The sequence below is a fragment of the Allobosea sp. genome (assembly GCF_048595345.1).
Taxonomy (GTDB): Bacteria; Pseudomonadota; Alphaproteobacteria; order Rhizobiales; family Beijerinckiaceae; genus Allobosea.
In genome coordinates, this window is sequence record NZ_JBMDWH010000037.1 from 1 (window position 1) to 24,291 (window position 24,291).

Below are 24,291 nucleotides of genomic sequence, written 5' to 3' on the forward strand. Positions count from 1 at the left end.
GCTCGGGGACGCGCTGACCGGGGGCGGCTCGGACCAGGTGATGGTCGGCGGCCAGCCGCGCCATGTCATCTCCTATATGAAGGACTTCCTGTTCCAGCCGCTTCAGCGCGGCACGGCCGTGGGGGCTCTGTCGGGCGGCGAACGGGGCCGGCTGATGCTGGCCCGTGCCCTCGCCAAGCCCTCCAACCTGCTGGTGCTGGACGAGCCCACCAACGACCTCGACCTCGAAACGCTGGATCTGTTGCAGGAGTTGCTGGCCGATTATCAGGGCACAGTGCTGCTGGTGAGCCATGATCGCGATTTCATCGACCGCGTGGTCTCGGCCGTGCTGATCTCGGATGGCGATGGGGTCTGGACCGAGTTTGCCGGCGGCTATTCCGACATGCTGAAGCAGCGCGGGCGGGGCGTCGGCGCCAAGGTGCGGGCGGTGGACAAGCCGGCTCCGGCTGTGGCCGCTCCCAAGGCGTCGGTGGTGCCGTCCGCCGCGCCCAGGCGCAAGCTCTCCTTCAACGAGAAGCACGCGCTGGAGACGCTGCCCAAGACGATCGAGACGCTGCAGGCGGAGTCCGCGAGGCTGAACGCGGCGGTGGCGGGCGATCTCTACACGCGCGATCCCAAGCTCTTCGCCAAGGCGACCGCGCGCCTGGAGGAGCTCTCGCGCGAGATCGCCACGGCCGAAGAGCGCTGGCTCGAGCTGGAGATGCTGCGGGAAGAGCTGGGCGCCTGAGCACAGTGCGGGAAGAAGCGCATCCCATCGTCGTTGCGGGAAGCGCAGCGACGAAGCAATCCAGGTGACTGGGATGAGCCGGCTCCGAACTCTCCCCGCGTGATGCCGTTCTCGTCCCGGCGCGCATGCGTAAAACCGCGTTGTCGTCCGCGGCCGTTGACGTCAAACATCCTCCTCAACGAGAGCAAGAGGAAACGACCATGAGACTTCAAGGCAAGACGGCGCTGGTGACCGGCGGCGCGCAGGGCTTCGGCCTCGGCATCGCGCAGGCCTTCCTGCGCGAGGGCGCGAAGGTGGCCGTGCTCGACATCAACGGGGAGAAGGCCGAGCAGGCGGCCGAGGCCCTGGGCGAAGGCGCGATCGCGGCGACCTGCGATGTCGGCAAGGCGGCGAGCGTGGATGCGGCGGTGGCGCAGGTTCTCGCGGCTTTCGGGCGGCTCGACATCGGGGTCAACAATGCCGGCATCAGCCATCGTAACCAGCCGATGCTGGATGTGAGCGAGGAGGAATTCGACCGCGTCTTCGCGGTCAACGTGAAGTCGATCTATCTGATGGCGAAGGCGACCGTGCCGCATTTCCGCGCCCATGGCGGCGGCGTCATCCTGAATATCGGCTCGACGGCGGGCGTGCGGCCTCGCCCCGGCCTCGCCTGGTACAATGGCTCGAAGGGTGCGGTGAACCTTCTTTCCAAGTCGATGGCGGTCGAGCTGGCGCCGGACCGTATCCGCGTCAACGCGATCGCTCCCGTCGCGGGCGAGACGCCGCTGCTCGCCACCTTCATGGGTGAGGATACGCCGGAAAAACGCGCCCAGTTCCGTGCCTCGATCCCGTGGGGCCGGCTCTCGACGCCGCAGGACATGGGCCACGCTGCCGTCTTCCTCTGCTCGGACGAGGCGGAGATGGTCACCGGGACGGTGCTGACCGTCGACGGCGGCCGTTGTATTTGAGCGGCAATAGGCAATAGGCAGTCGGCAATCGGGGAAGGCAGCTTCGACTGCCTACTGCCTACTGCCTACTGCCCACGGCCTCGCCCATCAGCACGATCTCCTGGCGGCGGACGACCAGCCCGGCGAGGTCGCAGCCGCGTTGGTCCAGGGTGATGCGCGGCGCCTTGCCGTCCCCGCCGAGGCGGAACAGATGCCAGGTGGCGAGTTCGCCATGGCCGAGCGGGCCGATCGATGCCGAGGGCACGCCGACGATCGGGAAATCGCGCTCCGGCCCCGGCCGCCAGGCGAGCGAGAAGGTGTGGTTGTGGCCGTGAAGGACGAGATCGGCGCCCTTCAGGCGCAGCATCGTCTCAAAGCGCTCGGCATCGACCAGTTCGCGCGAGCGCCGCGCCCCGCCGACATAGGGGGGATGATGGATCAGAACGACCCGAATCAGATTTTCCGCCTTGGCGCGGTCCAGCAGGGCGGCGGTGCGGGCGGTCTGGTCGCGGCCGACCCGGCCGGTCGCCATCAAGGGCAGGGTCGGCACGGCGCTGGAGACGCCGATCAGCGCGATCGGTCCGCGGCGGCGATACCAGGGATAGCCTGCGCCGCCATCGTCGCTGCCGCTCCAGGGCGCCAGCAGCTCGGCCAGGGCCTTCAGCGAGGAGCGGGCATAGGCATCGTGATTGCCGGGCACGAAGCTGACCGTCTCACGCGGGCCCAGCGTGTCGAGGAAAGAGACAGCCGTCTTGAACTCGCCCGGCAGACCGATATGCGAGACGTCGCCGGTGCAGGCGATATGATCCGGCGCAAGCGCATGCATGTCGTCGACGATGCGCGCCAGCACGTCCATGTCATGGGCGTGGCGGCGATTGCGGCGCCAGTTGATGTAGCCGGTCGCGCGCTTGCCGAGCAGATGATGCAGCGAGAAGCCCGCGAGCGGGCCCAGATGCGGGTCGGACAGGTGCGCGAGCGTGAACACGGCTCAGCGATTGCCCCCGTAACGGGGCACCCGTCAAGCGCCCAGATCGATGCGGGCCGAATGCCGGCCGCGACGATTCAGCTGGCGGTGCCCGTCAGTTCCGAAACGATGCGCGAATCCGTCATGGTGACGGCCGGCTTCCAGACATAAGCAGGCTTGGCGCGCAGCCGAGCGATGATGAAAGAGAGCAACATGGTAATGACCCCAGCGATATGGACCCGTCCTATCGGCCTCATTTGAGGCGCGTTCGTGACAGAACAACGCTCGCATTCCCGGGTCAGTCATGCGTCTATTGCATAGACAATTAACCTGTCATCAATGTTTCCCGGAAGGCGACCGATGACGCAGACCCCGACGGCCGGTTCCGAATTCCGCGGCTGGCAGAGATGGCTGGCGCAGTTGCGCAATGTCGCGGCGCGGGTGACGCGCGGGCTCACCTTCGGTGCGCAGGGCGCGGTGTTCAACGCCGCGGGCGAGGTGCTGCTGGTGCGCCATACCTATGTGGCCGGCTGGTTTCTGCCGGGCGGCGGGGTCGAGGTCGGGGAGAGCGCGGTCGATGCCCTGCGGCGGGAACTGCTGGAGGAAGCCGGCCTGCGCGTGACCGGCACGCCCAGGCTGCACGGGCTGTTCTTCCATCCCGAGCTGGGACGAAGGGACCATATCGCGGTCTTCGTCGTGCGCGATTTCGTGGCCGTGCAGGCCGAGCGGCCACGGCTCGAAATCGCCGAGGCTCGCTTCTTCGCACTCGACGCTTTGCCGGACGGTACGACCGGAGGCACGCGCCGGCGCCTCGCCGAGATCGCGAACGGCGCGGCCCCTGCGCTCGACTGGTGAGCGCAGCGCCGGCTATTCTCCCGATTTGGCGAGCCTGTCGAAATCGGCGTCGAGCTTCGCCAACCCATCGGCGATGCGCTGGCGCTTCTCCCTGATCCAGCCATCCTGTCGATCGAGGCGCTGCTTCGCCTCGGCGAGCATCCTGTCCATTTCCGCCGGCTGCGGGCCGCCCGCCGTGGCACGGTTCTTCACGATCGCGACGGGGTCGAGCGTGGCTCGGAACTGCGCCTCGCTCATCGGCAACTCGGCCGGCGTCAGCTGCATCTCCACGGCCGCCTTGCGGTAGATCGCCTGGGCCTGAGCATAGGGGAAATCGGTCGGCTTGATGTCGTGGGCCTTGGCGTAGTCCACCACCTCGGAGGCGAAATGATGCCCGGCACGGAAGGGCAGCTTGTAACTGCGCATCAGGACGTCGGCGAGTTCCTGCGAGGCGGTCCAGTCGCTGTTGAGTTCGTCCAGCGCCCGCTGCGGGTCGATGACCAGCGCCTTCAGGATTCGGTCGAGGCGCGCGAGCGTGCGCGTGCCGGCGTCGATCATCGCGCTGTTGGCCTTGGCATCCTTTGCGTCGGGCATACCGGGCGGGATGTTGTGGGCCTTGAAGACCGGCCCGGTCGCCAGCGCCAACGCCTCGGAGGCCTCCTCCCGGGTGCCGTTGAGCAGGCCGGGATTGCGCTTCTGCGGCATGGCGCTGGAGACGTAGGTGGTGCCGCCGCCGGTCATGCCGCCCTCGTCGCGCAGCAGGATCCAGGGGCGCGGCTGGGCATATTGCGTCATCACGTCCTGGATGAAGCCGCCGGTATGCAGGGCGATCGACGTGACGATCGCGCCGGCCTCGACGGGCAGGTCCGCAGCGGCGATCTGCGAGGCGTCGTAGGCATTATCGACGAGTCCAGCGAACCCGAGATAATCGGCCATGCGCTGGCGGTTCAGCGGCCAGCTGGTGCCGTTCAGCACGGTGGTGCCCATCGGGGAGAGATCGACGCGCGCATAGGTTTCGCGGATGCGCTGGGCGTCGCGCTCGAAGCCGGCGGCGAGGCCGAGCAGGTAATGCCCGTAGCTGTTGGGCTGTGCCGCGACGCCATTGGTGTAGTTCGGCACCACCGTGTCGCGATGCGTCGCCGCGAGATCGACCATCGTGCGGGTCGTGCGGGAGAGCTGGTCGGCCAGCGCCAGCAGACGGTCGCGCATGATCGCGGCGCGATAGGTCGCATGCATGTCCTGGCTGGACCGGCCGGCATGGATCAGCGTCACCTCGACGCCGGCCTCCTTGATCATCAGCGGCTCGAAGGTGATGACGGTGGAGGGCCGCCTGGCGCCGGGCTCGCCTCCCGCCGCGATGACCTTCGCGATGCCTCTGGCCAGCTTCGGGGCGAGCGCCTTGTCGAGCAGCCCTTCCTCGCTGTTGATGACCGTGCTCGCCTTGTTCATTTCGCCGAGCCAGAAGAATTCGTCGCGAGGCGGCGGCTTGCGCTCGGGCGCCGGCTGCTGGGCCGCTGCCGGCAGGGCGAAGCCCGCGATCAGCGCCGCCATTCCCGCATGAATCAGCATCTTGACCATGATGTCCTCCCCGGGGTGGCGAACCCGACCGGCCGCAGGCCTTGGACCGGCGCCCGCTGGGTTCGCTTGGCTCTTCCCAGCCTTTGTCGGGCAATGGACCTCATCCATCGGTGCGCCGCAAGCTGTCGCTCCGTCACGGAGGCGGCGATGGACGCGACCGCCACGCTCTGTTAAAGGCCGATTCCATGACCGCTCCGCACAGCCTCCGCGACCTGCGACGACCGACGCGCTGAAAGCGCCTTTCGGGTTCGCGCGTCTTTGGCGCCCGGCCTTCGTCCTTCCCGCTGCCGCTGTGCTCTCCGGTCGCCATGACATCCCTGCCCCTGACCATTCGCCACGAACTGCCCGTGGACCAGGCCGCCATCGAGCGGTTGCATGAACGCGCCTTCGGCCCCGGCCGCTTCGCCCGGACTGCCTTTCGCCTGCGCGAGGGCGTGCCGCCCGATCCGGCCCTGTCCTTCGCCGCGCATGTCGGCACCTTTCTCGTCGGCTCGGTGAAGGTCACGCCCGTGATCGCGGGTGGGCATGGGGCGCTGATGCTCGGCCCGCTGACCGTCGATCCAGCCTTCGAGGGCAGGGGAATCGGGGGGGCGCTGATGAACCGTTCGATCGCGGCCGCGCGAGAGGCCGGGCACGACCTGATCCTGCTCGTGGGCGATGCGCCCTATTACGCCCGCTTCGGCTTCAAGCCGATCCCGCCCGGCCAACTCGTGCTGCCGGGGCCGGCCGATCCGGCGCGGTTCCTGGCGCTGGATCTGGTCGAGGGCACGCTGGCGCAGCGGCGCGGCGCGGTGATGCCGGCGCGGTAGACGCCCGCAGCCTCAGGCCTGCCGGCCGAAGCGGCGTCCGCTTTCCCCGACCCAGCCGGCGACCAGCGCGCCGAAGAGCACGCACAGCCCAATCAGCCCGATGAAGAGCGGCGAGATCCGCACGCCGCGCACGATTCCGGAATCGCTGATCCTGAGGCCGATCCAGTCCGCCCCCGCGAACTGGCTGCCGGAGCGCACCGGCACGATGCGCGGGATCGAGACGCTGGGATCGCCCTCATGGCCGATGCGGCGCGACGAACCGCCGGTGGCCTGCGCCAGGGCGGCGAGCTGCTGCGGGTCGCTGACGACCTCCATCAGCTCGCGCGGATTTTCCGGGCCGACGCTGGCGAAGGCGGTGAGATTGTCGCCTGTCAGCCGGTAGAGGCCCTGCTGCGTGGTCGGGATGCGGGCGGTGAACAGGCCGGGTCGGCCGGCCTCCAGCGGCACCTGGCGGGTCTGCCCGTCCGGGCCCGAGAGGGTGATCTGCGAGGGGTTCTCTCCCAGCGTCTGGCGCTCGACCTCGATCTGCCCGTTGCGGACGCTGGCGCGTAGCGCCTCCTCCTCCAGCTCCGGCTCCTTCATCAGCCAGTGGCTGAGCCGCCGCAGAAGGTCGAGATAGGGGCCGCCATTGCGGAAGCCGCGCGCCCAGAGCCATTCATGGTCCGAGAGGAACAGGGCGACGCGGCCTTTCTGCTCTCGGGAGAGCATCAGCAGCGGCTTTTCGCCCGGGCCGGTCATCACCGGCGCCGCGCCCGCCTTGGCCTGGGCGCCCACCATGCGCAGCCACTCTCCCCAGCGCGGCGGCTCCACCTCTGAGCCCGGCAGGTCGCGCGTCACCGGATGGCGCTTGCCGAGATTGCTGACGCGGGCACGATAGGCCTCGTCGATGACGCTGCCGTCCGGGGTCGCCGGGAGAATCTGGCCCAGCGGGGTGCGGGCCAGCGTCTGCTGGCCGGCATATTCGGGCCCGGCCGCGACGAGCAGCGCGCCGCCCTCGCGCACATAGCGGACGATATTGTCGAAATAGACCAGCGGCAGGATCGACTGATTGGCGTAGCGGTCGAAGATGATCAGGTCGAATTCCTTGATCTTGACCTGAAACAGCTCGCGCGTCGGGAAGGCGATCAGCGAGAGTTCGTTGATCGGCGTTCCGTCCTGCTTCTCCGGCGGGCGCAGGATGGTGAAGTGGACGAGATCGACATTGGCGTCTGATTTCAGGAGGTTGCGCCAGGTCCGCTCGCCCGGATGCGGCTCGCCCGAGACCAGCAGAACGCGCAGCTTGTCGCGCACGCCCTCGATGGTGATCACCGCGCGGTTGTTGGCCAGCGTCAGCTCGTTGTCGAGCGGGGAGGCCTCGATCTCGACGACGTTCGGCCCGCCCCGGTCGATCCGGATCGGTACCTGTACGGTCTGGCCTGTCGCGACCTCGCGGCGGGCGACTATCTCCCCGTCGCGGCGGATAGTCAGGCCCGCGCGGCCGGGGCCGCCCTTGTCCACGACGCGCAGGCGGATGATCTGGTCCTTGCCGACGATGCCGAAGCGGGGCGAATCGACCAGCATGATCCGCCGGTCGATCTCGGCGTTGCGGCCGGTGGTGAGGACGTGCAGCGGCGCCTTGAGACCGAGCACCTCGGCGTTGGGCGGGGCGTCGTGGGCGAGCCCGTCGGTGATCGCGATGGCGCCCGCCACCCGCTCGGAGGGGACGTCGGAGAGGCTGTTGGTCAGCGCCTCGAACAGGCGGGTGCCGTCGCTGGAGCCCTGCGCATCGCGCAGTTCAACCACGCGCGGCTCGATGCCGGGGATGCCGCGCAATTGCCGCTCGACCTCGGCCACGGCCGCGTCGGTCTGCGCGCCGCGGTCGGAGAGACGGTTGGAGGCGGAGCGGTCGACGACGACAGGCACCACGTCCTTGACCGGCTCACGATCCTCGAAGACCAGCGAGGGATCCGCCAGGGCGATCGCCAGGATCGAGAGCGCGACGGCGCGCAGCACGGCGCTGCGTCCGGCCAGCACGATCGCGGCACCGGCCGCGAGCGCGGCCAGCACGGCAAGCCCGATCAGCAGCGGCAGCGGCACCAGCGGGGTGAAGGAGAGGCTCCACATCGCTATTGCCCCAGCCTTTCCAGCAGCGCCGGGACATGGACCTGATCGGCCTTGTAGTTGCCGGTCAGCGCGTACATCACGAGGTTGACGCCGCCGCGCAGGGCCATTTCGCGCTGGCGCGGATCGGAGCCCGAGAGCGGCACGAGGCCCTCGCCGCGCCGATCGACGGCCCAGGCCGCGGCGAGATCGTTCGAGGTGATGACGATGGGCGAGACGTTGTCGCCCGCTCGCGCCGGCCGGCGGCCATCGTCATCGGCGGGCGGCAGGGCCTCCACCCAGGTCGCGCCGGTGTCGTAGCGGCCGACCAGGCCGTCGAGCAGATAGAAGGTCTTGGTCAGGACATGGTCGCGCGGCAGCGGCTCCAGCTCGGGAATGTCGAGCGTCTGCAGCATGCGCTTCAACTGGTCGCCCTCGGGGGTGGTGCCGCCGCCCGGGCGGGCGCTCATGGCGTCGCGGGTGTCGAAGATCACCAGCCCGCCGCCCTTCATATAGGCTTCGAGCTTGCGCAGCGTGTCCGGTGACGGGATCGGCCGACCCGAGACGATGGGCCAGTACAGCACGGGAAAGAAGGCGAGTTCGTCGCGCTCGACATTGACGCCGACCGGTTCCCCCGGTTCCAGCGCCGTGCGGGCAGCGAGGGCCGTGTTGAGCCCGGCGAGGCCGGCGCGGGAGAGGTCGTCCACCGTGCGCTCGCCCGTGACGACGAAGGCCAGCCGCGTCATCGCGCCATTGGCGATGAGCTCGCGCGGGATCGGCGGCAGCGCCTGCTGCGGGTTTGCCGGCGCGGGGGCCGGGGCCTGCGCGCGGGCCGGCTCGGGCAGGCTGAGTCCGGCGAGGGCCGCAACGCACAGCATGGCTGCGGCGGAAGCGGCGCGGCGCGGCCGGCGGGCGGAGAGCCGGCCGCCGAGCCAGAGCGTCGCGAGCGTGTCGGCGACGAGAAGCAGCAGCGCCAGGACGAGAAGCGGCGGGCGCATGTCGCGGGCGACGGGCTCGCCGATCGGCAGAATGGGAGCACCGAGCCCGGCGAGATTGAGCGCGGCCAGCTTGTCGGTCGGAGCCAGCGCGTTCACCGCGAGCGATCCTTCGCTGGGGCCATAAAGGCCGGGGGGGTGCAGCAGCGTGGCGCGGCCGATGAAATTGCGCGCGACCGGCTGGCTGGTCGCCGGCGGGGTGCGGAACTGGCCGAGCCCGTCGAGCACGCGGGTGGGCGAAAGGGTTTCGACGCGGGTCTCGTCGCCTTGCGTGGCGGGCGCGGGACCGCTGCCGGAGAGGTTGACCACCCGGCGCAGCATCTCGACGAAGAGGCCCGAGAGCGGCAGGTTCGACCAGGTCGTGTCCGCCGTGACATGCACCATCGCGATCAGCCCATCGCCGCGCCGCTCGCCGGTAACGACCGGCGTGCCGTCTTCCAGCGCCGCCCAGGTCTTGCGCGAAAGTTCAGGCTCCGGCTCGGCGAGGATCTGGCGGTTGACGCGCAGATCGTCCGAGATCGGGAGGCCATAGAAGGGGCTTTCACGGCCGAAGGCTGCGAGCTTGCGCGGCGTCTCCCAGGAGAGGCCACCGCCCAGGGTGCGGCCGCCGCGGCGCAGCCTGACCGGGGTGAGTTCGTCGGAGGCGGTGGCGATGCGCGGGCCGGCGAAGCGCAGCAGTACCCCGCCGCGCCGCACGAAATCCTCGACCTTGGCCATGGTGTCGCGGTCGAGCGCGCCGATATCGGCCAGCACCAGCACGGAGAGATTCTGGCCGAGCAATTCGCCGACCGGATCCGTCGAGCCCTGCCGGGGCTGGCGGATATCGGCATAGGGCTGGAGGGCGCGCGAGACGTAATAGGTTGGCGAGAGCAGCGGCTGGGCGGTGTCCGCCGTGGTGCCGGAGACGATGCCGACGCGGCGGCGCTTGGCGCTGTCGTCGAGGAGTGCGACGGCGCCGGCGCTGCGCTCGCCCAGCACTTCCAGCCGAGAGACGGCATTGCGCACCTCGATCGGCAAGGTCAGGCGCGCCGTGGTCTCGAGCGCGTTACCTTCGAAGATGAACGGCGTCTCGCCCAGCGAGAGGCCCTTGAGATCGAGCGCTCGGATCTGCCCGGTCGCGGCCGCTGTCGCCGAGGGGCGCAGCACCTTCACCGCGAGCGCGCCGGCCTGGTTCTCGGGCGCGGCGAGCGCGATCTGGTCGACCGGCCCGGCATGGATCGCAAGCCGGCTCGCCCCGGCCAGGGGCTTCAGCGCGGCGAGGAAGGCGCTCTCGTCCCCGAGAGCCAACCCGTCCGACACCCAGACGATCTCGGCGCGCGGCTGGGCGCGCAGAAAACCTTCGATTCGGGGCAGATGCAGGGCGCGATCGGGCGCATGCGGCTCCAGCGGCAGCGCCCGCAGCTTCTCCAGCGCCGCGCGCGGATCCGACAGGGCGATCTCGCCCGGATTTTCGGCAAGGCCCACCACCGCGATCGTCCGGCCCTCGCGGGTGGCGGCGGCGATCCGCGATTCGGCCACGGCAAGGCGCTCGGGCCAGTCGCCGGACGCGCCGAAGCCGTTGTCGACCAGCAGAAGCAGGGGGCCGCCGGCGGAGGCGGCTTCGCGGGGCGGGTTCCAGATCGGGCCGGCGACGGCGAGGATGGCGGCGGCGGCGATCGCCATGCGCAGGGCCAGCAGCCACCACGGCGTATGCGCCGGCAGTTCCCGCTTCGGCAGCAGGTCGGCCATGATCTTGAGCGGCGGGAAGTCGATGCGGCGTGGCCGCGGCGGCGTGACGCGCAGGATCAGCCACAGCGCCGGCAACAGGGCGAGAGCGGCGAGCGCCAGCGGGGCGGAAAATGTGAAGGGCAGGGCGCTCAGCATGGGCGGCCCCGCTCCTCAGCCGATCGGGACCAGATCCGCAACCTCACCCCGGTCGCAGAGACGCGCTGCGCGGCTGCGCCGCTTGTCCGGGATGAGGGGGTGTGTCCCAGCCCTGCGAAACCCAGCATCAGTTCGCCCCTCGCGCGGCGACCAGGCTCGCAACGCGCAGCACCGCTTCGCTGGCCGGCCGGTCGGTGCGGTGGAGGGTCAGCGTCCAGCCGGCCTTGCGGCAGGCCTCGCGGATCGCCTCGCGATGAGCGGCGAGGCGCTGGCGATACTCTTCGCCCCAGGCGCCGGCATCCCCCACGCGCAAAGCCAGCCCGTCTTCCAGATCGAACAGCTCCGCCTGGCCGGAGAAAGGGAAGGTCTCCTCGATCGGGTCAGCGATCAGCAGCACATGGCCGCGGGCGCCGCTGCCGGCGAGCGAAGCGATGCGGGCGGCGAGCGAGCCGGCCGGGGAGAGCCCGTCCGTGACGATGATCGCGTCGGAGAGGCGCGGCAGCGCCGCGGCCGGCGGCAGATCGTCATCGGCGCCGCGGCGATCGGCGGCGATCGCCTGCGCCAGCGTTTCGATGATGGCGCGCGACGCCATCGGCCGCGTCAGCCCCAGATGGCCGACGCGCTCGCCGCCTTCGACCAGCGTCTCGGCCAGCGCGAAGCCGGCGACCAAAGCGCGGTCGATCTTCGGGGCCTGCGCCAGCGAGGAGGCGAAGCCCATCGAGGCGGAGCGGTCGATCCAGAGCCAGACGCTGTGCGAGGCTTCCCATTCGCGCTCGCGGACGAAGAGATGCCCGTCCCGCGCCGAGCGGCGCCAGTCGATGCGTGAGGCCGATTCGCCGGCGACGAGCGGCCGATACTGCCAGAAGCTTTCGCCCGGCCCGGCGCGCCGGCGGCCATGAATGCCGTGCACACTCGCCGAGACACGGCGCGCTTCGAGGATCAGGCGCGGCAGGCGTGCCGCCAGATCAAGCGAGGCGGTGACCACCGGCCTGGCCGGTTGCCTCTCGCTCTGGCCTAGGACGCGCGTGCGCAGCATGCGGCTATCCCAGCCGTTCCACGAGGCGGGCGATGACGCCTTCCACGGTCTCGCCATCGGCGCGGGCAGCGAAGGTGAGCGCGACGCGATGCTTCAGTACCGGCACCGCGAGGGCCGCGACATCGTCGATGGAGGGGGCGAGCCGGCCTTCGACCAGCGCGCGGGCACGGGCGGCGAGCGTCAGCGACTGACTGGCGCGCGGACCGGGGCCCCAGGCGAGCTTGTCGGTGATGGCGGCGTCGCCCTGGCCCGGGCGGGCGGAGCGGACGAGATCGAGAATCGCATCGACCACGGCCTCGCCGACCGGCAGGCGGCGCACGAGACGCTGGACCGACATCAGCGTCTCGGCGGTCATCGCAGGGCTGGGCCGGTATTCGGCCGCGCCGGTGGTCTCCAGCAGGATACGGCGCTCGGCCTCGCGGTCGGGATAGCCGACATCGATCTCGAGCAGAAAGCGGTCGAGCTGCGCCTCGGGCAGGGGATAGGTGCCCTCCTGCTCGATCGGGTTCTGGGTCGCGAGCACATGGAAGGGGGCGGGCAGATCGTAACGCTCGCCCGCGACGGTGACGTGGTGTTCCTGCATCGCCTGCAGCAGCGCCGACTGCGTTCGCGGGCTGGCGCGGTTGATCTCGTCGGCCATCAGCAGCTGGGCGAAGACCGGACCCTTCACGAAACGGAAATGGCGCTTGCCGTCGGCGCTCTCGTCCAGAACCTCGGAGCCCAGAATGTCGGAGGGCATCAGGTCGGGCGTGAACTGCACGCGCCGGGCTGAGAGCCCCAGCACCGTGCCCATCGCCTCGACGAGCTTGGTCTTGGCGAGGCCGGGCACGCCGACGAGGAGGCCGTGGCCGCCGGCCAGCAGGGTGATCAGCGAGAGGTCCACGACCTTCTGCTGGCCGAAAATGACCTGGCCGATCTCCTTGCGCGCCGCGCCGATCGCGCCCAGCGCGGCCTCCGCCGCCTCGACCACGCCGGTGTCGAGGTCGATCGGGGCACTGGTCTCGTTCGAGCGGGCTTGCGCCACCATATCGATCTCCTTCAGTTTGGCCGCCCTCGGCCCGGCTCAGCAAAAAGCGGTCCGAAACCGGGGCGGCGCCACACCGTTTCAGTGTGGACGGGGCGGTCGGATGGCTCAAGCGCCGATTGCCGCGTTGCACATGAAGAGCGCTTCACGATTATGTGGAGTTCAAGGCATAAACGCGATGCATCCACGATGCCGCAGGCGGCGGAGCCCGATCCGATGACGAATTCAGGCTCTGCGATGGACAGGCTTATGGCCGCGCTGGGCGACGCCGAGCGCCGCGGCCCGCCGCCGGTCGAACGCTGGGACCCGCCCTTCTGCGGCGATCTCGACATCCGCATCGCGGCGGACGGCACCTGGTTCTATCTCGGCACGCCGATCGGCCGGCCGGCTCTGGTGAGGCTTTTCGCCTCCGTGCTGAAGCGCGAGGGGGACGAGCACTTTCTCGTGACCCCGGTCGAGAAGGTGCGGATTCGCGTCGAGGACGCGCCGCTCCAGGCCGTGGAGATGCAGGTCGCCGGGGAAGGCGAGGCGCGCAGCATCGCCATGCGCACCTCTGTCGACGATCTGGTCGAGGTCGGGCCGGAGCATGCGCTGCGCTTCGAGCGGGCGGAGAAGGACGGACTCAAACCCTATCTGCATGTGCGACGGGGCTTGTGGGCGCGCGTCACGCGGGCGCTGACCTATGATCTTTTGGCCCTCGGGGAGGTCCGCAGCATCGATGGGGAGGAGTGGTTCGGCATCGCGGCGGGCGGCGCGTTCCATGCAGCGGTGCCTGCCAGCGAGATCGAGGGCCTCGGCCCTCCATGAGGACCGGCGAGGTGGCCATGTCCGGCAAGGCCCTGACGCTCGGCGCCGCGGAATTCGCGGCGCTGGCGCGGGAGCGGCTGCGCCCTTATCCGCCCGAACCCGGCGACCTGATCGCGCGTCCGCGCGGCGACCACGAGGGCCAGGAGCATCCCGTGCCGGTCCCCGACGAGATGCGCGCCATTCCGGCCGCCGTGCTGATCGGGGTGGTGCCGCGGCCGGAGGGGCCGACCGTGCTGCTGACGCAGCGGGCGGCGGCCCTGCGCAAGCACTCGGCGCAGGTCGCCTTCCCGGGCGGGCGGGTCGATGCGGTCGACGGCTCGCCCGTCGTGACCGCGCTGCGCGAAACGGAGGAGGAAATCGGGCTTTCGCGTGAGAAGATCACCACGCTGGGTTTCCTCGACGCCTATCTCACCGGCACCGGCTATCGCATCGTGCCGGTGGTGGCGCTGGTGGAGCCGCCTTTCTCGCTGACGCTCAACCCCAGCGAGGTCGATGCGGCCTTCGAGACGCCGTTGTCCTTCCTGCTCGATCCCGCCAATCACCGGCGCGAGGGCCGGGAGTGGAAGGGTGTCTTCCGTACCTATTATGCGATGCCGTTCGAAGATCGTTATATCTGGGGCGCGACCGCCGGCATCATCCGCAATCTCTACGAGCGGCTGGCGGACTGAAAGAGAGCCAATGCTGCGTGCCGTCATCGAAGAGGTCCTGCTCTTCGTTCTGCCCTTCTGCGCCTTCGCCGCCTATCTGGTGATCAAGCGGCGCAACCCGTTGGATGTCGCTCATTGGAGCCCGCATCTGTTCCGGCTCGCGGTGGCGGGCCTTGCGCTCGTGATCGTCATTCTCGTGATCGAGGGGCTCGTGATGAAGCGCGAGCGCGGCGCCTATGAGCCGCCCCATGTCGAGAACGGGGTGCTCGTCCCCGGCCGCTTCCGGTGAGCGGGGAGGTCGAGGCCCGGATCGGCGCATTCCTGGCGCGCCCGGCGCTGGCCCGGCTGCTGGCGGCGCTCGACGGGCAGGGTGAGGAGACGCGGGTCGTGGGCGGGGCGGTTCGCAATCTCCTGCTCGGGACAGCGCCCAGCGATGTCGATCTCGCCACCACGGCCCTTCCGCAGGAGACGATGCGGCGCGGGCGGCAAGCCGGTTTCAAGGCGATTCCCACCGGCATCGAGCACGGCACGGTGACGCTCGTCGGCGAGGGCGAGAGCTTCGAAGTGACGACGCTGCGGCAGGATGTCGAAACGGATGGGCGCCGGGCCCGGGTGGTGTTCGGGCGCGATTTCGTGGCCGATGCCTTGCGGCGGGACTTCACCATCAATGCGCTGGGACTGGACGCGGCGGGCCGGGTCCATGATGTCTGCGGCGGGCTTGGCGATCTTCAGGCGCGCCGCGTGCGTTTCATCGGGGAGCCGGCGGAGCGAATCCGCGAGGATTATCTGCGCATCCTGCGCTTTTTCCGCTTCCACGCCCAATATGGAGATGGCGAGCCGGATGCCGTGGGGCTCGCCGCCTGCATCGCGGGCCGTGCCGGTCTCGGCGCGCTCTCCCGCGAGCGGATGCGGGCCGAGACGATGAAGCTCCTCGTCGCGCCGGGGGCCGCCGCGACCGTGCGGGCGATGGCCGGCGCGGGGCTGCTGACGGCGGTGATCGGCGGCGTGCCGCATCTGTCGCGTTTCGCGGCCGTGGCCGGGGACGAGGGCGCGGGAATCTTGCCCGCCTTCCGGCTCGCTGCGCTGGCGGTGGCGAAGCGGGAAGACGCGGAGCGTCTTCGGGAGGGGCTGCGGCTCTCGAACGAGGAATTCGACCGGATCACGCGCATCGCGCAGGCGCTGGAGGCGCTGGGCGGCAGGCCGGACCTGCCAGGCATCGCGGCCTTGCGCCATCTGGCCGACGCCACCGGGGCGGATGCGGTCGCGGCGGCGCTGGTCCTGCTGAATGCCTCGGCCGGCCGGGATGCCGGCGAAGCCGTCCAGCGTTCGATCGCGGAACTGGCCGGCACTCCGCCCTTCCTGCCAGGGGGCAAGGATGTGATGGCGCTGGGCGTAGCGCCGGGGCCGCGGGTCGGACAGGTGCTCGCGGCGGCGCGGGCCGCTTGGATCGAGGCGGGATGCCCGGCCGCTGACGTGGAGCAGAACCGCTTCGTCGAACGGGCGGTGGACCGGCTCCAGAGCCCTGCCCGTTCAGACGAGCGCTTTCAAGGCCAGCGCACCGTCGGCGGCATCGAGGAGAGGATCGAATCGACGTTGCCGCCCGTCTTGAGGCCGAAGATCGTGCCGCGGTCGTAGAGCAGGTTGAACTCGACATAGCGGCCGCGCCGCACCTGCTGCTCTTGGCGCTCGGCCTCGCTCCAGGGCCTGGAGAGGTTGCGCGCGAGGATTACCGGGTAGATGCCGAGAAAGGCCTCGCCGACGGCTTGCGTGAAGGCGAAGTCGGCTTCCGGCTCGCCGGTCCAGACATAGTCGTAGAAGATGCCGCCGATGCCGCGCGGCTCGTTGCGGTGTTTCAGGAAGAAGTATTCGTCGCACCAGGCCTTGAAGGCCTCGTAGTCCGCGACGGCTGGAAAGGCCTCGCAGGGCGCGCGCAGAGCGGCGTGGAAATCGTGGGCATCGGGGTCGTCCTGCGTGCGGCGCGCGTCGAGCACGGGGGTGAGGTCGGCGCCGCCGCCGAACCAGGGCCGGGTCGTCACGACGAAGCGGGTGTTCATGTGGACGGTCGGCGCATGCGGGTTCCAGGGATGGGCGATCAGCGAGATGCCCGTCGCGTGAAAGCGCGGATCCTGCGACGCGCCCGGAATCTGCCCGGCGAAGTCGGGATGGAAGCTGCCATGGACGGTCGAGATATGGACACCGACCTTCTCGAAGACGCGGCCCTTCAGGATCGACATCACGCCGCCGCCGCCGGGCGCGCCGTCATGGTTGGTGCGCTGCCACGGTGTCCGCACGAAGCGGCCGGGGGAATCCGCCTCGGGCGGGAAGGGGCCGGTCGCCTCGTCCTCGATCCGCTCGAAGGCGGCGCAGATGCTGTCGCGCAATGCGGCGAACCAGGTGGCGGCGCGCGGCTTCAGCGCTTCGACGGTGTCGGAATCGAAGGGAGCGGAGGTCTCGGGCGGGCGGCGGGCGGTCATCGGCCTATCCATCGCGATGCGGGAAGGCGCCTGTCTGGCGCAAGGCCTCGCCCATGACAATCGCTGCGGCCAGCGCGACATTGAGCGAGCGCAGGCCGGGCCGCATCGGAATGTGCAGGCTCACCTCGGCGGCCTCTCGCGCTTCGGCTGTCACGCCGGCCGATTCGCGCCCCACGAGGACGATGTCGGCGGGCTGGAACACGAAGTCCGGCAGAGCTGTGGCCCCATCGGTTTCGGCCAGAACGAGCCGGTGTCCCTGCGCGCGTCGCCAGATGTCGAAGGCCGCAAAGGAATCGTGGCGGGTGACGGCGGCGCGGTCCAGATAGTCCATGCCCGAACGCCGGAAATGCCGATCCGAGACGTCGAAGGCGGCGGGCTCGACGATATCGAGAGGAAAGCCGAGGCAGGCCGCCATCCGGATCAGGGTGCCCGTATTCTGTGGGATATCCGGCTGAAAGAGAGCGAGGCGCGGCATGCGCCCCGTGATGCGTGCGGCGCCCCGCCGCGTCAAGCAGGGCGCCGCCGCTCACGTTCCGTGCTACAGGCCGCTGGCGCCGGAGACACCGCCGCCATTGCCGTCGCCGCCCACGCCGGCACCGGCGCCGACCCCGATGCCGCCGCCATTGCCGCCGAGCCCGGCCCCGACGCCGGCCCCGATCCCGCCGCCGCTTGCCGAGACGCCGGCGCCGGCACCCAGCCCGCCGCCGGCGCCGCCGAGGCCTGCTCCCAAGCCCGCGCCGAGCCCGCCGCCACCGAGTGCGGCACCGACACCCGCACCGACGCCGCCGACGGCGCTGCCGAGACCGGCGCCGAGACCGGCGCCCAGACCGCCACTGTTCGCGCCGGCGGCAACGCCGGCTCCCGCATTGGTGCTGCCCGCTGCGACGCCCGCGCCTGCGCCGGCACCCAGACCTCCATTGCCGACGCCGATGCCGGCACCGGCATTCGCCGAAACGGCTCCGCCGACATCGGCTGCCGCTCCGACTCCGACCCCGATGCCGCCCGTGCCGCCAGAGCTACCCGGATTTCCCGGCGAGCCCGGATTTCCGGGGCTCCCGGGCGAGCCCGAGCCGCCCGGGATGCCCGCATTGCCGGCCATGCCGGAGCCGCCGGACATGCCGGGAGAGCCGTTCATGCCGGAGGAGCCGTTCATCCCGGGGCCACCGGGACCGCCGGGCCGGCCGGAGCCTGCACCGAGCGCTGCGGTCTGTGACCCTGCCGAGCCCCGAGGGCTGACGACCGGGCTCTGCAGCGCCGCCAATCGCAGGCAGCGCTTCAGCGAAGCTCCCCGCAGGCCGTCGCAGCCATCGAAAGAAGAATAGTCTCCCGCCGTGTTGCAGGCGGCGAGAAGTCCACACGCGCCGAGAGTGGCCCAAATCTGCATCCGCATAGCTGTCCTCCCATCGTTTCGAGGTGAAGTGCGCTGCTGGAACAGATCGGGTTGTGGGGTGTTCCGCGCTACAACCTTTGATCGTTACCGCGTCGATGACGGGCTGGGCACGATTCGATCCATATTCTTATGGTTGAATTGAATTGAAATTACTCTCTCAGGTTGTTGTCCCTTCCAGAGCCGTCCGTTCGTGCCCTACTGCCGCCATCTGGCGCGCGCATCCGTTTCAAAACACGCCACGCCGCCGCCACGGCCGATGGCGTGCCATTGTCCCCCAGCGGCATTACCGGTAGCCAAGCCTCCATGTTCGCCCCGCTCTTCCGCTGGCTCGAAAGCCGCATCGACGTCTTCGCGCCCTTCGACGAGCGGGAGACGCCGCCGCGCGGGGTCTGGCCGTTCATGTGGCATCACATCAAGGGTGCGAAGGGCTGGATGGCCCTGATCATGCTGACGGGGCTCGGCTTCAGCGGCATCGAGGCGGCGATGTATCTGATGGTCGGCTGGTTCGTCGATCTGCTCTCGACCCAGTCTCCCGACACGATCTTCCGCGATCATGGCTGGCTGCTGGCCGGCGCCGCCTTCCTGCTCGTGGTGGTGCGGCCGCTGATCTATTTCGCCAACCACGCCATCGTCGACCAGGTGGTGGTGCCGCCGATCACCAATCAGATCCGCTGGCGCAACCATGTCTACACGCTCGGCCACGCGCTCTCCTATTTCCAGAACGACTTCGCCGGACGCCTGTCAGCGCGGGTGATCCAGGCGGGTCAGTCGATCCGGGGCGCCACCATCGAGGTGATCGACGATCTCTGGTATGCGCTCGTCTTCGCCACGGTGGCGATCGGCTTCTTCGGCTCGACCAGCCTATGGCTCGCGGTGCCGGTGGTGCTGTGGCTCGGCGCCTATGTCGCGCTGCTGAGCTATTTCGTGCCGCGCGCCAGAGCTCGCTCCGAGGCCAATTCGCTCGGCCGCTCCTCGACGACGGGGCGGATCGTCGATGCCTACACCAACATCCTGACGGTGAAGCTCTTCGCCCGCGCCGATGCCGAGCGTTCGGCGGTGCGGGATTCGCTCACGCGCTGGAACCGCTCCTTCCTCGACCTGTCGCGGCTGATCACCGGTGTCAGCGTCATCCTCCAGACCATGAATTCCATGCTGGTGGTGGCGACGGCCGGGCTTTCGCTCTGGCTGTGGAGCCGGGGGCAGATGACGCCGGGTGCGGTCGCCGCCGCGATCGGACTGGTGCTGCGGCTCGTGCAGATGTCGAGCTGGCTGATCCATCTGGTGCGCGGCATCTTCGAGAATCTCGGCTCGGTGCAGGAAAGCATGGAGACGATCGCCAGGCCGCACGACCTGCCGGACGCCGCCGGCGCGGTGCCGCTCGTCGTGGGGCGAGGCGAGATCCGCTTCGAGCAGATCCGCTTCAATTACGGCAAGAGCGGCGGGCTGTTCGAAGGGCTCGACCTGACGATCCGTCCCGGCGAGCGGGTCGGCCTCGTCGGTCCCTCGGGGGCCGGCAAGTCGACGCTCGTCAATCTGCTGCTGCGTCTCTACCCGCTGGAAGGCGGGCGGATCCTGATCGACGGGCAGGACATCGCCGGCGTGACACAGGATTCCCTGCGCGCGCAGATCGGCATGGTGACGCAGGATAATTCGCTGCTTCACCGCTCGATCGGCGACAACATCGCCTATGGCCGGATCGGGGCCGGCCCCGAGGAGATCGCGCGGGCCGCGCGGCAGGCCGCCGCCGAGGAGTTCATCCTCGGGCTCGGCGATCAGGACGGGCGGCAGGGTTTCGATTCGCGCGTCGGCGAGCGGGGCGTGAAGCTCTCAGGCGGGCAGCGCCAGCGCATCGCGATCGCCCGCGTGCTGCTCAAGGACGCGCCCATCCTCGTGCTCGACGAGGCGACCTCGGCGCTCGATTCGGAGGTCGAGGCGGTGATCCAGCAGCAGCTGGAGACGCTGATGCAAGGCAAGACGGTGATCGCCATCGCGCACCGCCTGTCGACCATCGCCGAGCTCGACCGGCTGGTGGTGCTGGACAAGGGCCGCATCGTCGATAGCGGCAGCCATGCCGAACTGATCGCGCGCGGCGGGCTCTATGCCCGGCTTTGGTCCCGCCAATCGGGCGGTTTCCTGGCCGCGGCCGATGCGCAACCGGCCTGAGGCGCTGAAAAGGCACGGCTTTTTCGGGGCGGGCGGCGCTGCTGCCGGCGCCAGCCGGCAAGGCGAGGCGGTCGCAGCCGGCCGCCGCCTCGCGATGCGAAGCCCATGCGGTTGCCATGCGCTCATCACACTTTGGTGAGAGTAGACTTCGTCCAATCTGCATGTCAAAGAGCCGAGCGACGCGCGGCCGCATTGCGGCCTGCGCGGCACGCCCCTATGAGGGCGTGTGGCGATGATTTCGAGCTGTTCCAGCTCGCAAGACGTGTAAGAGGGATGGATCGTGGCTCACGCGACCGAGACGAAGAGCGGCACCCGTCGTGACTTCATGCTGCTGGCGACCGGCGCTGCCGGCGCCGTCGCCGCCGGCGCCATCGTCGTTCCGCTGATCAGCCAGCTCGCTCCCGATGCCCAGACCATCGCGGCCGGCGCGCCGGTCGACGTCGATCTGGCGCCGATCGCGGAGGGCCAGGCCATCAAGATCTTCTGGCGCGGCAAGCCGATCTTCGTTCGCCACCGGACGAAGAAGGAGGTCGACGAGGCGCTCGCGGTCGATGTCGCTACGCTGCGCGATCCGCAGACCGACCAGCAGCGCACCAAGGCCGGGCACGAGCCGATCCTGGTCGTGTTCGGCAACTGCACGCATCTGGGCTGCATTCCGCTCGGCACCGCGCCCGGAGAGCCGAAGGGCGATTTCGACGGCTGGTTCTGCCCTTGCCACGGCTCGCACTACGATTCGTCGGGCCGCATCCGGAAGGGTCCCGCGCCGCTCAACCTGCCGGTGCCGCCCTATGCCTTCACGTCGGACACCAAGATCAAGATCGGCTGAGCCGTCGCTTTCGCGACGCTCGCCGTTTTCCTGCCCAGATGAGACAGCCTTGAGGCATTCTTCATGAGTGGTCACAGCTCCTACGTCCCGAAGACAGGCTTCGAGCGCTGGCTCGATGCGCGCCTGCCGATCATTCGCCTGGCGCATGACTCGGCGGTCTCCTATCCGGTGCCGCGCAACCTGAACTACATGTGGACGTTCGGCGGCATCCTCGTGTTCATGCTGGTGGCGCAGATCATCACCGGCGTGGTGCTGGTGATGCACTACACCCCGCATGCGACGCTCGCCTTCAACTCCGTCGAGCATATCATGCGCGACGTGAACTATGGCTGGCTGCTGCGCTATCTGCACGCCAACGGCGCCTCGATGTTCTTCATCGCGGTCTATCTGCACATCTTCCGCGGCATCTATTACGGGTCGTACAAGGCGCCTCGCGAGGTGCTCTGGATCCTCGGCGTGATCATCCTGCTGCTGATGATGGCGACGGCGTTCATGGGCTACGTCCTGCCCTGGGGCCAGATGTCCTTCTGGGGCGCGACCGTCATCACCAACCTGTTCTCGGCGCTGCCGGTGGTCGGCGAGACGATCGTGACCTATCTGTGGGGCGGCTATTCGGTCGACAACCCGACGCTGAACCGCTTCTTCTCGCTGCACTACCTGCTGCCCTTCATGATCTTCGGCGTGGTCATCCTCCATGTCTGGGCGCTGCATCATGTCGGCCAGAACAATCCCTCGGGCGTCGAGGTGAAGAACGTCGAGAAGGACACCGTGCCCTTCACGCCCTATGCGACGATCAAGGACCTGTTCGCGATCGTCGTCTTCATGATCCTGTTCGGCTGGTTCGTGTTCTATCAGCCCAATTATCTGGGCCATGCCGATAACTACATCCCGGCTAACCCGGCTGCGACGCCGGCGCATATCGTGCCCGAATGGTACTTCCTGCCGTTCTACGCGATCCTGCGCGCCATTCCCGACAAGCTCGGCGGCGTGCTGGCGATGGGCGGCGCGATCATCGTGCTCGCCTTCCTGCCCTGGCTCGACACCTCCAAGGTCAAGTCGATGAGCTATCGGCCGATCGCGCGGCAGCTGTTCTGGGTGTGGCTGATCGTCTGCATCGGGCTCGGCTATCTCGGCGCGATGCCTCCGGAAGGCGGCTACGTCATCGCCTCGCAGATCTTCACCGCGCTCTATTTCGGCTTCTTCGTCGCGCTGTTCTTCGTGGGCCTGTTCGAGAAGCCCAAGGCGCTGCCGACCTCGATCGCCGATGCCGTGCTGGCCTCGGTCGGGGGCGGCTCGTCCGCGCGCATGGCCGGCGCCGCCGCGGCCGAACCGAACGTCAAGGGCTGACGGAACCATGAGCAGAATCTCGTTTCGCCTCGCCCTGACGGGTCTCGTCGCGGGGCTCGCCGCCTCCGCCCTGTCGCTCCCCGCCGCCCGCGCCGCGGAAGGCCGTGTCGAGCCGCCGGCGCTGAGCTGGAGTTTCTACAGCCCGGTCGGCAAGTTCGATCGCGCCCAGCTGCAGCGCGGCTTCAAGGTCTACAAGGAGGTCTGCGCGAGCTGCCATGCGATGAGCCTGGTGCGCTTCCGCAACCTGTCGCAGCCCGGCGGGCCGGAATTCACCGCCGGCCAGGTCGCTGCGCTGGCCGCGACCTACCAGATCAAGGACGGGCCGAACGAGACCGGCGAGATGTTCGACCGGCCGGGCCGGCCGGCCGACGCCTTCCCGTCGCCCTTCGCGAACGAGCAGGCGGCGCGCGCGGCCAATGGCGGCGCCTATCCGCCGGATTTCTCGGTGCTGGCCAAGGCCCGCACCTATGAGCGCGGCTTCCCGCGCTTCGTCTACGACATCTTCACGACCTATCAGGAGCAGGGCCCGGATTACATCCACGCCGTGCTGGTGGGCTACGAGGAGCCGCCGGCCGGCACGACCCTGCTGCCCGGGCAGCACTGGAACAAGTACATGCCCGGCCATCTGATCGCGATGCCGAAGCCGCTCAATGACGGCCAGGTCGAGTATCCGAAGGGTGCCGACGGTCAGCCGCAGGTGCCGGAGACGGTGGATCAGTATGCCCGCGACATCTCGGCTTTCATGGTCTGGGCCGCCGAGCCGCATATGGAGCAGCGCAAGCGCGTCGCGCTGTGGTTCATGCCCTTCCTGGTGATCCTCGCCTTCCTGCTCTATTTCGCGAAGAAGAAGGTCTGGTCGCGGATGCCGGACGGCTCGCCCGCGCACTGATCGCGATTTGCGAAACCGATGTGATGAAGGCCCCGGCGACGGGGCCTTTTTCTTTGGTGACCGCCTGATGGGAGGTGACGCGGGCGGCCTGTCCAGAGCCGGTCCCGCCGCCGTATTGCGACCGTCATCAAAAGGTGGTCCTGTCCGCCCTCCCAACAGGAAAGCGACGACACGATATGAGCGAAGCCGTTCTCGGTATCATTGGCGGATCGGGCATCTACGACCTTCCGGGTCTCACCGATATCCGCGAGGAACGGATCGAGAGCCCCTGGGGCGAGCCCTCCGATGCGCTGCGGATCGGTCGCATCGGCCGGACCAAGATCGTCTTCCTGCCGCGCCATGGTCGCGGCCATGCGCTCTCGCCCTCGGACATCAACTACCGCGCGAATATCGACGTGCTGAAGCGGGCCGGCGTCACCGATCTGGTCTCGCTCTCGGCCTGCGGCTCCTACAAGGCCGAACTCTATCCGGGCCTGTTCGTGCTGGTGGACCAGTTCGTCGACCGCACGAGCCGGCGTGAAAGCTCCTTCTTCGGCAAGGGTTGCGTCGCCCATGTCTCGGTCGCCCATCCGGTCGGGCCGCAGCTGCAGCAGCGCCTCGCCGATGCCGCGCAGGCGGAGGAACTGCCCTTCGTGCGCGGCGGCACGCTGGTGACGATGGAAGGGCCGCAATTCTCCACCTATGCCGAATCGATGACCTATCGCGGCCTGGGCTATGATCTCATCGGCATGACGGCGATGCCCGAGGCCAAGCTCGCCCGCGAGGCGGAGATCACCTACGCCACCGTCGCCATGGTCACCGACTATGATTGCTGGCACGAGCTGCACGGCGCGGTCGATGTCGCGGCCGTGGTCCAGGTGCTGCACGAGAACGCCGACAAGGCGCGGCGGCTGGTCGCGAGGCTGGCGGCCGA

The 24,291-nt window shown here is 69.2% G+C and carries 22 protein-coding genes; 13 read left to right on the top strand and 9 right to left on the bottom strand.

Features of this window, described 5'->3' with window-relative positions:
- Both ACOJTB_RS04645 and ACOJTB_RS04650 read left to right on the top strand, forming a co-directional pair.
- Positions 1 to 727, top strand: a 727-nt coding sequence (locus ACOJTB_RS04645) for an ATP-binding cassette domain-containing protein (protein ID WP_420101349.1), incomplete at its 5' end; no start/stop codon positions are given.
- Positions 728 to 927: 200 nt separating this feature from the next.
- On the top strand, positions 928 to 1,674 hold the full coding sequence (locus ACOJTB_RS04650) for a glucose 1-dehydrogenase (RefSeq protein WP_420101350.1): 747 nt from the start codon (positions 928 to 930) through the stop codon (positions 1,672 to 1,674).
- Between the two features lie 58 nt (positions 1,675 to 1,732).
- On the opposite strand, the gene ACOJTB_RS04655 is transcribed toward ACOJTB_RS04650, so the two are convergent.
- On the bottom strand, positions 1,733 to 2,638 hold the full coding sequence (locus ACOJTB_RS04655) for a metallophosphoesterase family protein (protein WP_420101351.1): 906 nt from the start codon (positions 2,636 to 2,638) through the stop codon (positions 1,733 to 1,735).
- Positions 2,639 to 2,977: 339 nt separating this feature from the next.
- Between ACOJTB_RS04655 and ACOJTB_RS04660 the strand changes: the two genes are divergently transcribed.
- Positions 2,978 to 3,472, top strand: coding sequence for an NUDIX domain-containing protein (locus ACOJTB_RS04660; RefSeq protein ID WP_420101352.1), 495 nt, complete (start codon positions 2,978 to 2,980; stop codon positions 3,470 to 3,472).
- Positions 3,473 to 3,484: 12 nt separating this feature from the next.
- Here the strand turns inward: ACOJTB_RS04660 and ACOJTB_RS04665 are convergent, their stop codons facing one another.
- Positions 3,485 to 5,029 carry an argininosuccinate lyase gene (locus ACOJTB_RS04665; protein WP_420101353.1) on the bottom strand — a complete coding sequence of 515 codons (1,545 nt, stop codon included), beginning with the start codon at positions 5,027 to 5,029 and terminating at the stop codon, positions 3,485 to 3,487.
- A 308-nt stretch (positions 5,030 to 5,337) separates the two neighbouring features.
- On the opposite strand from ACOJTB_RS04665, the gene ACOJTB_RS04670 reads away from it, so the two are divergent.
- On the top strand, positions 5,338 to 5,838 hold the full coding sequence (locus ACOJTB_RS04670; RefSeq protein ID WP_420101354.1) for a GNAT family N-acetyltransferase: 501 nt from the start codon (positions 5,338 to 5,340) through the stop codon (positions 5,836 to 5,838).
- A gap of 12 nt (positions 5,839 to 5,850) precedes the next feature.
- On the opposite strand, the gene ACOJTB_RS04675 is transcribed toward ACOJTB_RS04670, so the two are convergent.
- The 4 genes from ACOJTB_RS04675 to ACOJTB_RS04690 all read right to left on the bottom strand — a co-directional run bounded on the left by ACOJTB_RS04675 (position 5,851) and on the right by ACOJTB_RS04690 (position 12,838).
- Positions 5,851 to 7,941 carry a hypothetical protein gene (locus ACOJTB_RS04675; protein ID WP_420101355.1) on the bottom strand — a complete coding sequence of 697 codons (2,091 nt, stop codon included), beginning with the start codon at positions 7,939 to 7,941 and terminating at the stop codon, positions 5,851 to 5,853.
- A gap of 2 nt (positions 7,942 to 7,943) precedes the next feature.
- The gene (locus tag ACOJTB_RS04680) at positions 7,944 to 10,775 is read right to left on the bottom strand and encodes a DUF4159 domain-containing protein (protein WP_420101356.1); all 2,832 of its coding nucleotides are present in this window, start codon (positions 10,773 to 10,775) and stop codon (positions 7,944 to 7,946) included.
- A gap of 127 nt (positions 10,776 to 10,902) precedes the next feature.
- Complete coding sequence (locus ACOJTB_RS04685; protein WP_420101357.1) at positions 10,903 to 11,811, bottom strand: DUF58 domain-containing protein; 909 nt, start codon at positions 11,809 to 11,811, stop codon at positions 10,903 to 10,905.
- 4 nt (positions 11,812 to 11,815) lie between these two features.
- Positions 11,816 to 12,838: an AAA family ATPase gene (locus tag ACOJTB_RS04690; protein ID WP_420101358.1), complete on the bottom strand. Its 1,023-nt coding sequence runs from the start codon at positions 12,836 to 12,838 to the stop codon at positions 11,816 to 11,818.
- A 213-nt stretch (positions 12,839 to 13,051) separates the two neighbouring features.
- Here ACOJTB_RS04690 and ACOJTB_RS04695 point away from each other — a divergent pair, with 213 nt between their 5' ends.
- From ACOJTB_RS04695 to ACOJTB_RS04710, 4 genes are read left to right on the top strand one after another with little or no spacing between them, the layout of a single operon-like run.
- Positions 13,052 to 13,642, top strand: a complete 591-nt coding sequence (locus ACOJTB_RS04695; protein ID WP_420101359.1) for a DUF1285 domain-containing protein — start codon at positions 13,052 to 13,054, stop codon at positions 13,640 to 13,642.
- Between the two features lie 17 nt (positions 13,643 to 13,659).
- Complete coding sequence (locus ACOJTB_RS04700; RefSeq protein ID WP_420101360.1) at positions 13,660 to 14,310, top strand: CoA pyrophosphatase; 651 nt, start codon at positions 13,660 to 13,662, stop codon at positions 14,308 to 14,310.
- Positions 14,311 to 14,320: 10 nt separating this feature from the next.
- Positions 14,321 to 14,578, top strand: coding sequence for a DUF6111 family protein (locus ACOJTB_RS04705; protein WP_420101361.1), 258 nt, complete (start codon positions 14,321 to 14,323; stop codon positions 14,576 to 14,578).
- Positions 14,575 to 15,924 (top strand): CCA tRNA nucleotidyltransferase, encoded by a 1,350-nt coding sequence (locus tag ACOJTB_RS04710; protein ID WP_420101362.1) that lies wholly within the window; start codon positions 14,575 to 14,577, stop codon positions 15,922 to 15,924. Before ACOJTB_RS04705 ends, ACOJTB_RS04710 begins: the two co-directional genes overlap by 4 nt.
- Here ACOJTB_RS04710 and hemF read toward each other — a convergent pair.
- The 3 genes from hemF to ACOJTB_RS04725 form a co-directional block, all read right to left on the bottom strand.
- Complete coding sequence (gene hemF, locus ACOJTB_RS04715; RefSeq protein ID WP_420101363.1) at positions 15,834 to 16,763, bottom strand: oxygen-dependent coproporphyrinogen oxidase; 930 nt, start codon at positions 16,761 to 16,763, stop codon at positions 15,834 to 15,836. The genes ACOJTB_RS04710 and hemF overlap by 91 nt on opposite strands.
- A gap of 4 nt (positions 16,764 to 16,767) precedes the next feature.
- Positions 16,768 to 17,238, bottom strand: a complete 471-nt coding sequence (locus ACOJTB_RS04720; RefSeq protein ID WP_420101364.1) for a tRNA (cytidine(34)-2'-O)-methyltransferase — start codon at positions 17,236 to 17,238, stop codon at positions 16,768 to 16,770.
- A gap of 63 nt (positions 17,239 to 17,301) precedes the next feature.
- Positions 17,302 to 17,916, bottom strand: coding sequence for a hypothetical protein (locus tag ACOJTB_RS04725; protein WP_420101365.1), 615 nt, complete (start codon positions 17,914 to 17,916; stop codon positions 17,302 to 17,304).
- Positions 17,917 to 18,456: 540 nt separating this feature from the next.
- Here ACOJTB_RS04725 and ACOJTB_RS04730 point away from each other — a divergent pair.
- From ACOJTB_RS04730 to ACOJTB_RS04750, 5 genes are all read left to right on the top strand, one after another.
- Positions 18,457 to 20,316 (top strand): ABC transporter ATP-binding protein, encoded by a 1,860-nt coding sequence (locus tag ACOJTB_RS04730; protein ID WP_420101366.1) that lies wholly within the window; start codon positions 18,457 to 18,459, stop codon positions 20,314 to 20,316.
- Between the two features lie 280 nt (positions 20,317 to 20,596).
- Positions 20,597 to 21,142: a ubiquinol-cytochrome c reductase iron-sulfur subunit gene (petA, locus tag ACOJTB_RS04735; protein WP_420101367.1), complete on the top strand. Its 546-nt coding sequence runs from the start codon at positions 20,597 to 20,599 to the stop codon at positions 21,140 to 21,142.
- A gap of 63 nt (positions 21,143 to 21,205) precedes the next feature.
- Positions 21,206 to 22,489 (top strand): cytochrome b, encoded by a 1,284-nt coding sequence (locus tag ACOJTB_RS04740; RefSeq protein WP_420101368.1) that lies wholly within the window; start codon positions 21,206 to 21,208, stop codon positions 22,487 to 22,489.
- A gap of 7 nt (positions 22,490 to 22,496) precedes the next feature.
- Complete coding sequence (locus tag ACOJTB_RS04745) at positions 22,497 to 23,378, top strand: cytochrome c1 (protein WP_420101369.1); 882 nt, start codon at positions 22,497 to 22,499, stop codon at positions 23,376 to 23,378.
- A gap of 176 nt (positions 23,379 to 23,554) precedes the next feature.
- Positions 23,555 to 24,291: S-methyl-5'-thioadenosine phosphorylase (locus tag ACOJTB_RS04750; protein ID WP_420101370.1), on the top strand; the 737-nt coding region annotated here is incomplete at its 3' end.

What these genes read in the sequence shown, in the direction of transcription:
- ACOJTB_RS04650 (WP_420101350.1), top strand. Translation starts at nt 928, where the DNA reads ATGAGACTTCAAGGCAAGACGGCGCTGGTGACCGGCGGCGCGCAGGGC.
- ACOJTB_RS04700 (WP_420101360.1), top strand. Translation starts at nt 13,660, where the DNA reads ATGTCCGGCAAGGCCCTGACGCTCGGCGCCGCGGAATTCGCGGCGCTG.
- ACOJTB_RS04730 (WP_420101366.1), top strand. Translation starts at nt 18,457, where the DNA reads ATGTTCGCCCCGCTCTTCCGCTGGCTCGAAAGCCGCATCGACGTCTTC.
- ACOJTB_RS04690 (WP_420101358.1), bottom strand. Translation starts at nt 12,838, where the DNA reads ATGGTGGCGCAAGCCCGCTCGAACGAGACCAGTGCCCCGATCGACCTC.
- ACOJTB_RS04695 (WP_420101359.1), top strand. Translation starts at nt 13,052, where the DNA reads ATGACGAATTCAGGCTCTGCGATGGACAGGCTTATGGCCGCGCTGGGC.
- ACOJTB_RS04745 (WP_420101369.1), top strand. Translation starts at nt 22,497, where the DNA reads ATGAGCAGAATCTCGTTTCGCCTCGCCCTGACGGGTCTCGTCGCGGGG.
- hemF (WP_420101363.1), bottom strand. Translation starts at nt 16,763, where the DNA reads ATGACCGCCCGCCGCCCGCCCGAGACCTCCGCTCCCTTCGATTCCGAC.
- ACOJTB_RS04680 (WP_420101356.1), bottom strand. Translation starts at nt 10,775, where the DNA reads ATGCTGAGCGCCCTGCCCTTCACATTTTCCGCCCCGCTGGCGCTCGCC.
- ACOJTB_RS04675 (WP_420101355.1), bottom strand. Translation starts at nt 7,941, where the DNA reads ATGTGGAGCCTCTCCTTCACCCCGCTGGTGCCGCTGCCGCTGCTGATC.
- ACOJTB_RS04685 (WP_420101357.1), bottom strand. Translation starts at nt 11,811, where the DNA reads ATGCTGCGCACGCGCGTCCTAGGCCAGAGCGAGAGGCAACCGGCCAGG.
- ACOJTB_RS04670 (WP_420101354.1), top strand. Translation starts at nt 5,338, where the DNA reads ATGACATCCCTGCCCCTGACCATTCGCCACGAACTGCCCGTGGACCAG.
- ACOJTB_RS04665 (WP_420101353.1), bottom strand. Translation starts at nt 5,029, where the DNA reads ATGGTCAAGATGCTGATTCATGCGGGAATGGCGGCGCTGATCGCGGGC.
- ACOJTB_RS04660 (WP_420101352.1), top strand. Translation starts at nt 2,978, where the DNA reads ATGACGCAGACCCCGACGGCCGGTTCCGAATTCCGCGGCTGGCAGAGA.
- ACOJTB_RS04720 (WP_420101364.1), bottom strand. Translation starts at nt 17,238, where the DNA reads ATGCCGCGCCTCGCTCTCTTTCAGCCGGATATCCCACAGAATACGGGC.
- ACOJTB_RS04705 (WP_420101361.1), top strand. Translation starts at nt 14,321, where the DNA reads ATGCTGCGTGCCGTCATCGAAGAGGTCCTGCTCTTCGTTCTGCCCTTC.
- ACOJTB_RS04740 (WP_420101368.1), top strand. Translation starts at nt 21,206, where the DNA reads ATGAGTGGTCACAGCTCCTACGTCCCGAAGACAGGCTTCGAGCGCTGG.
- ACOJTB_RS04725 (WP_420101365.1), bottom strand. Translation starts at nt 17,916, where the DNA reads ATGAACGGCTCCTCCGGCATGAACGGCTCTCCCGGCATGTCCGGCGGC.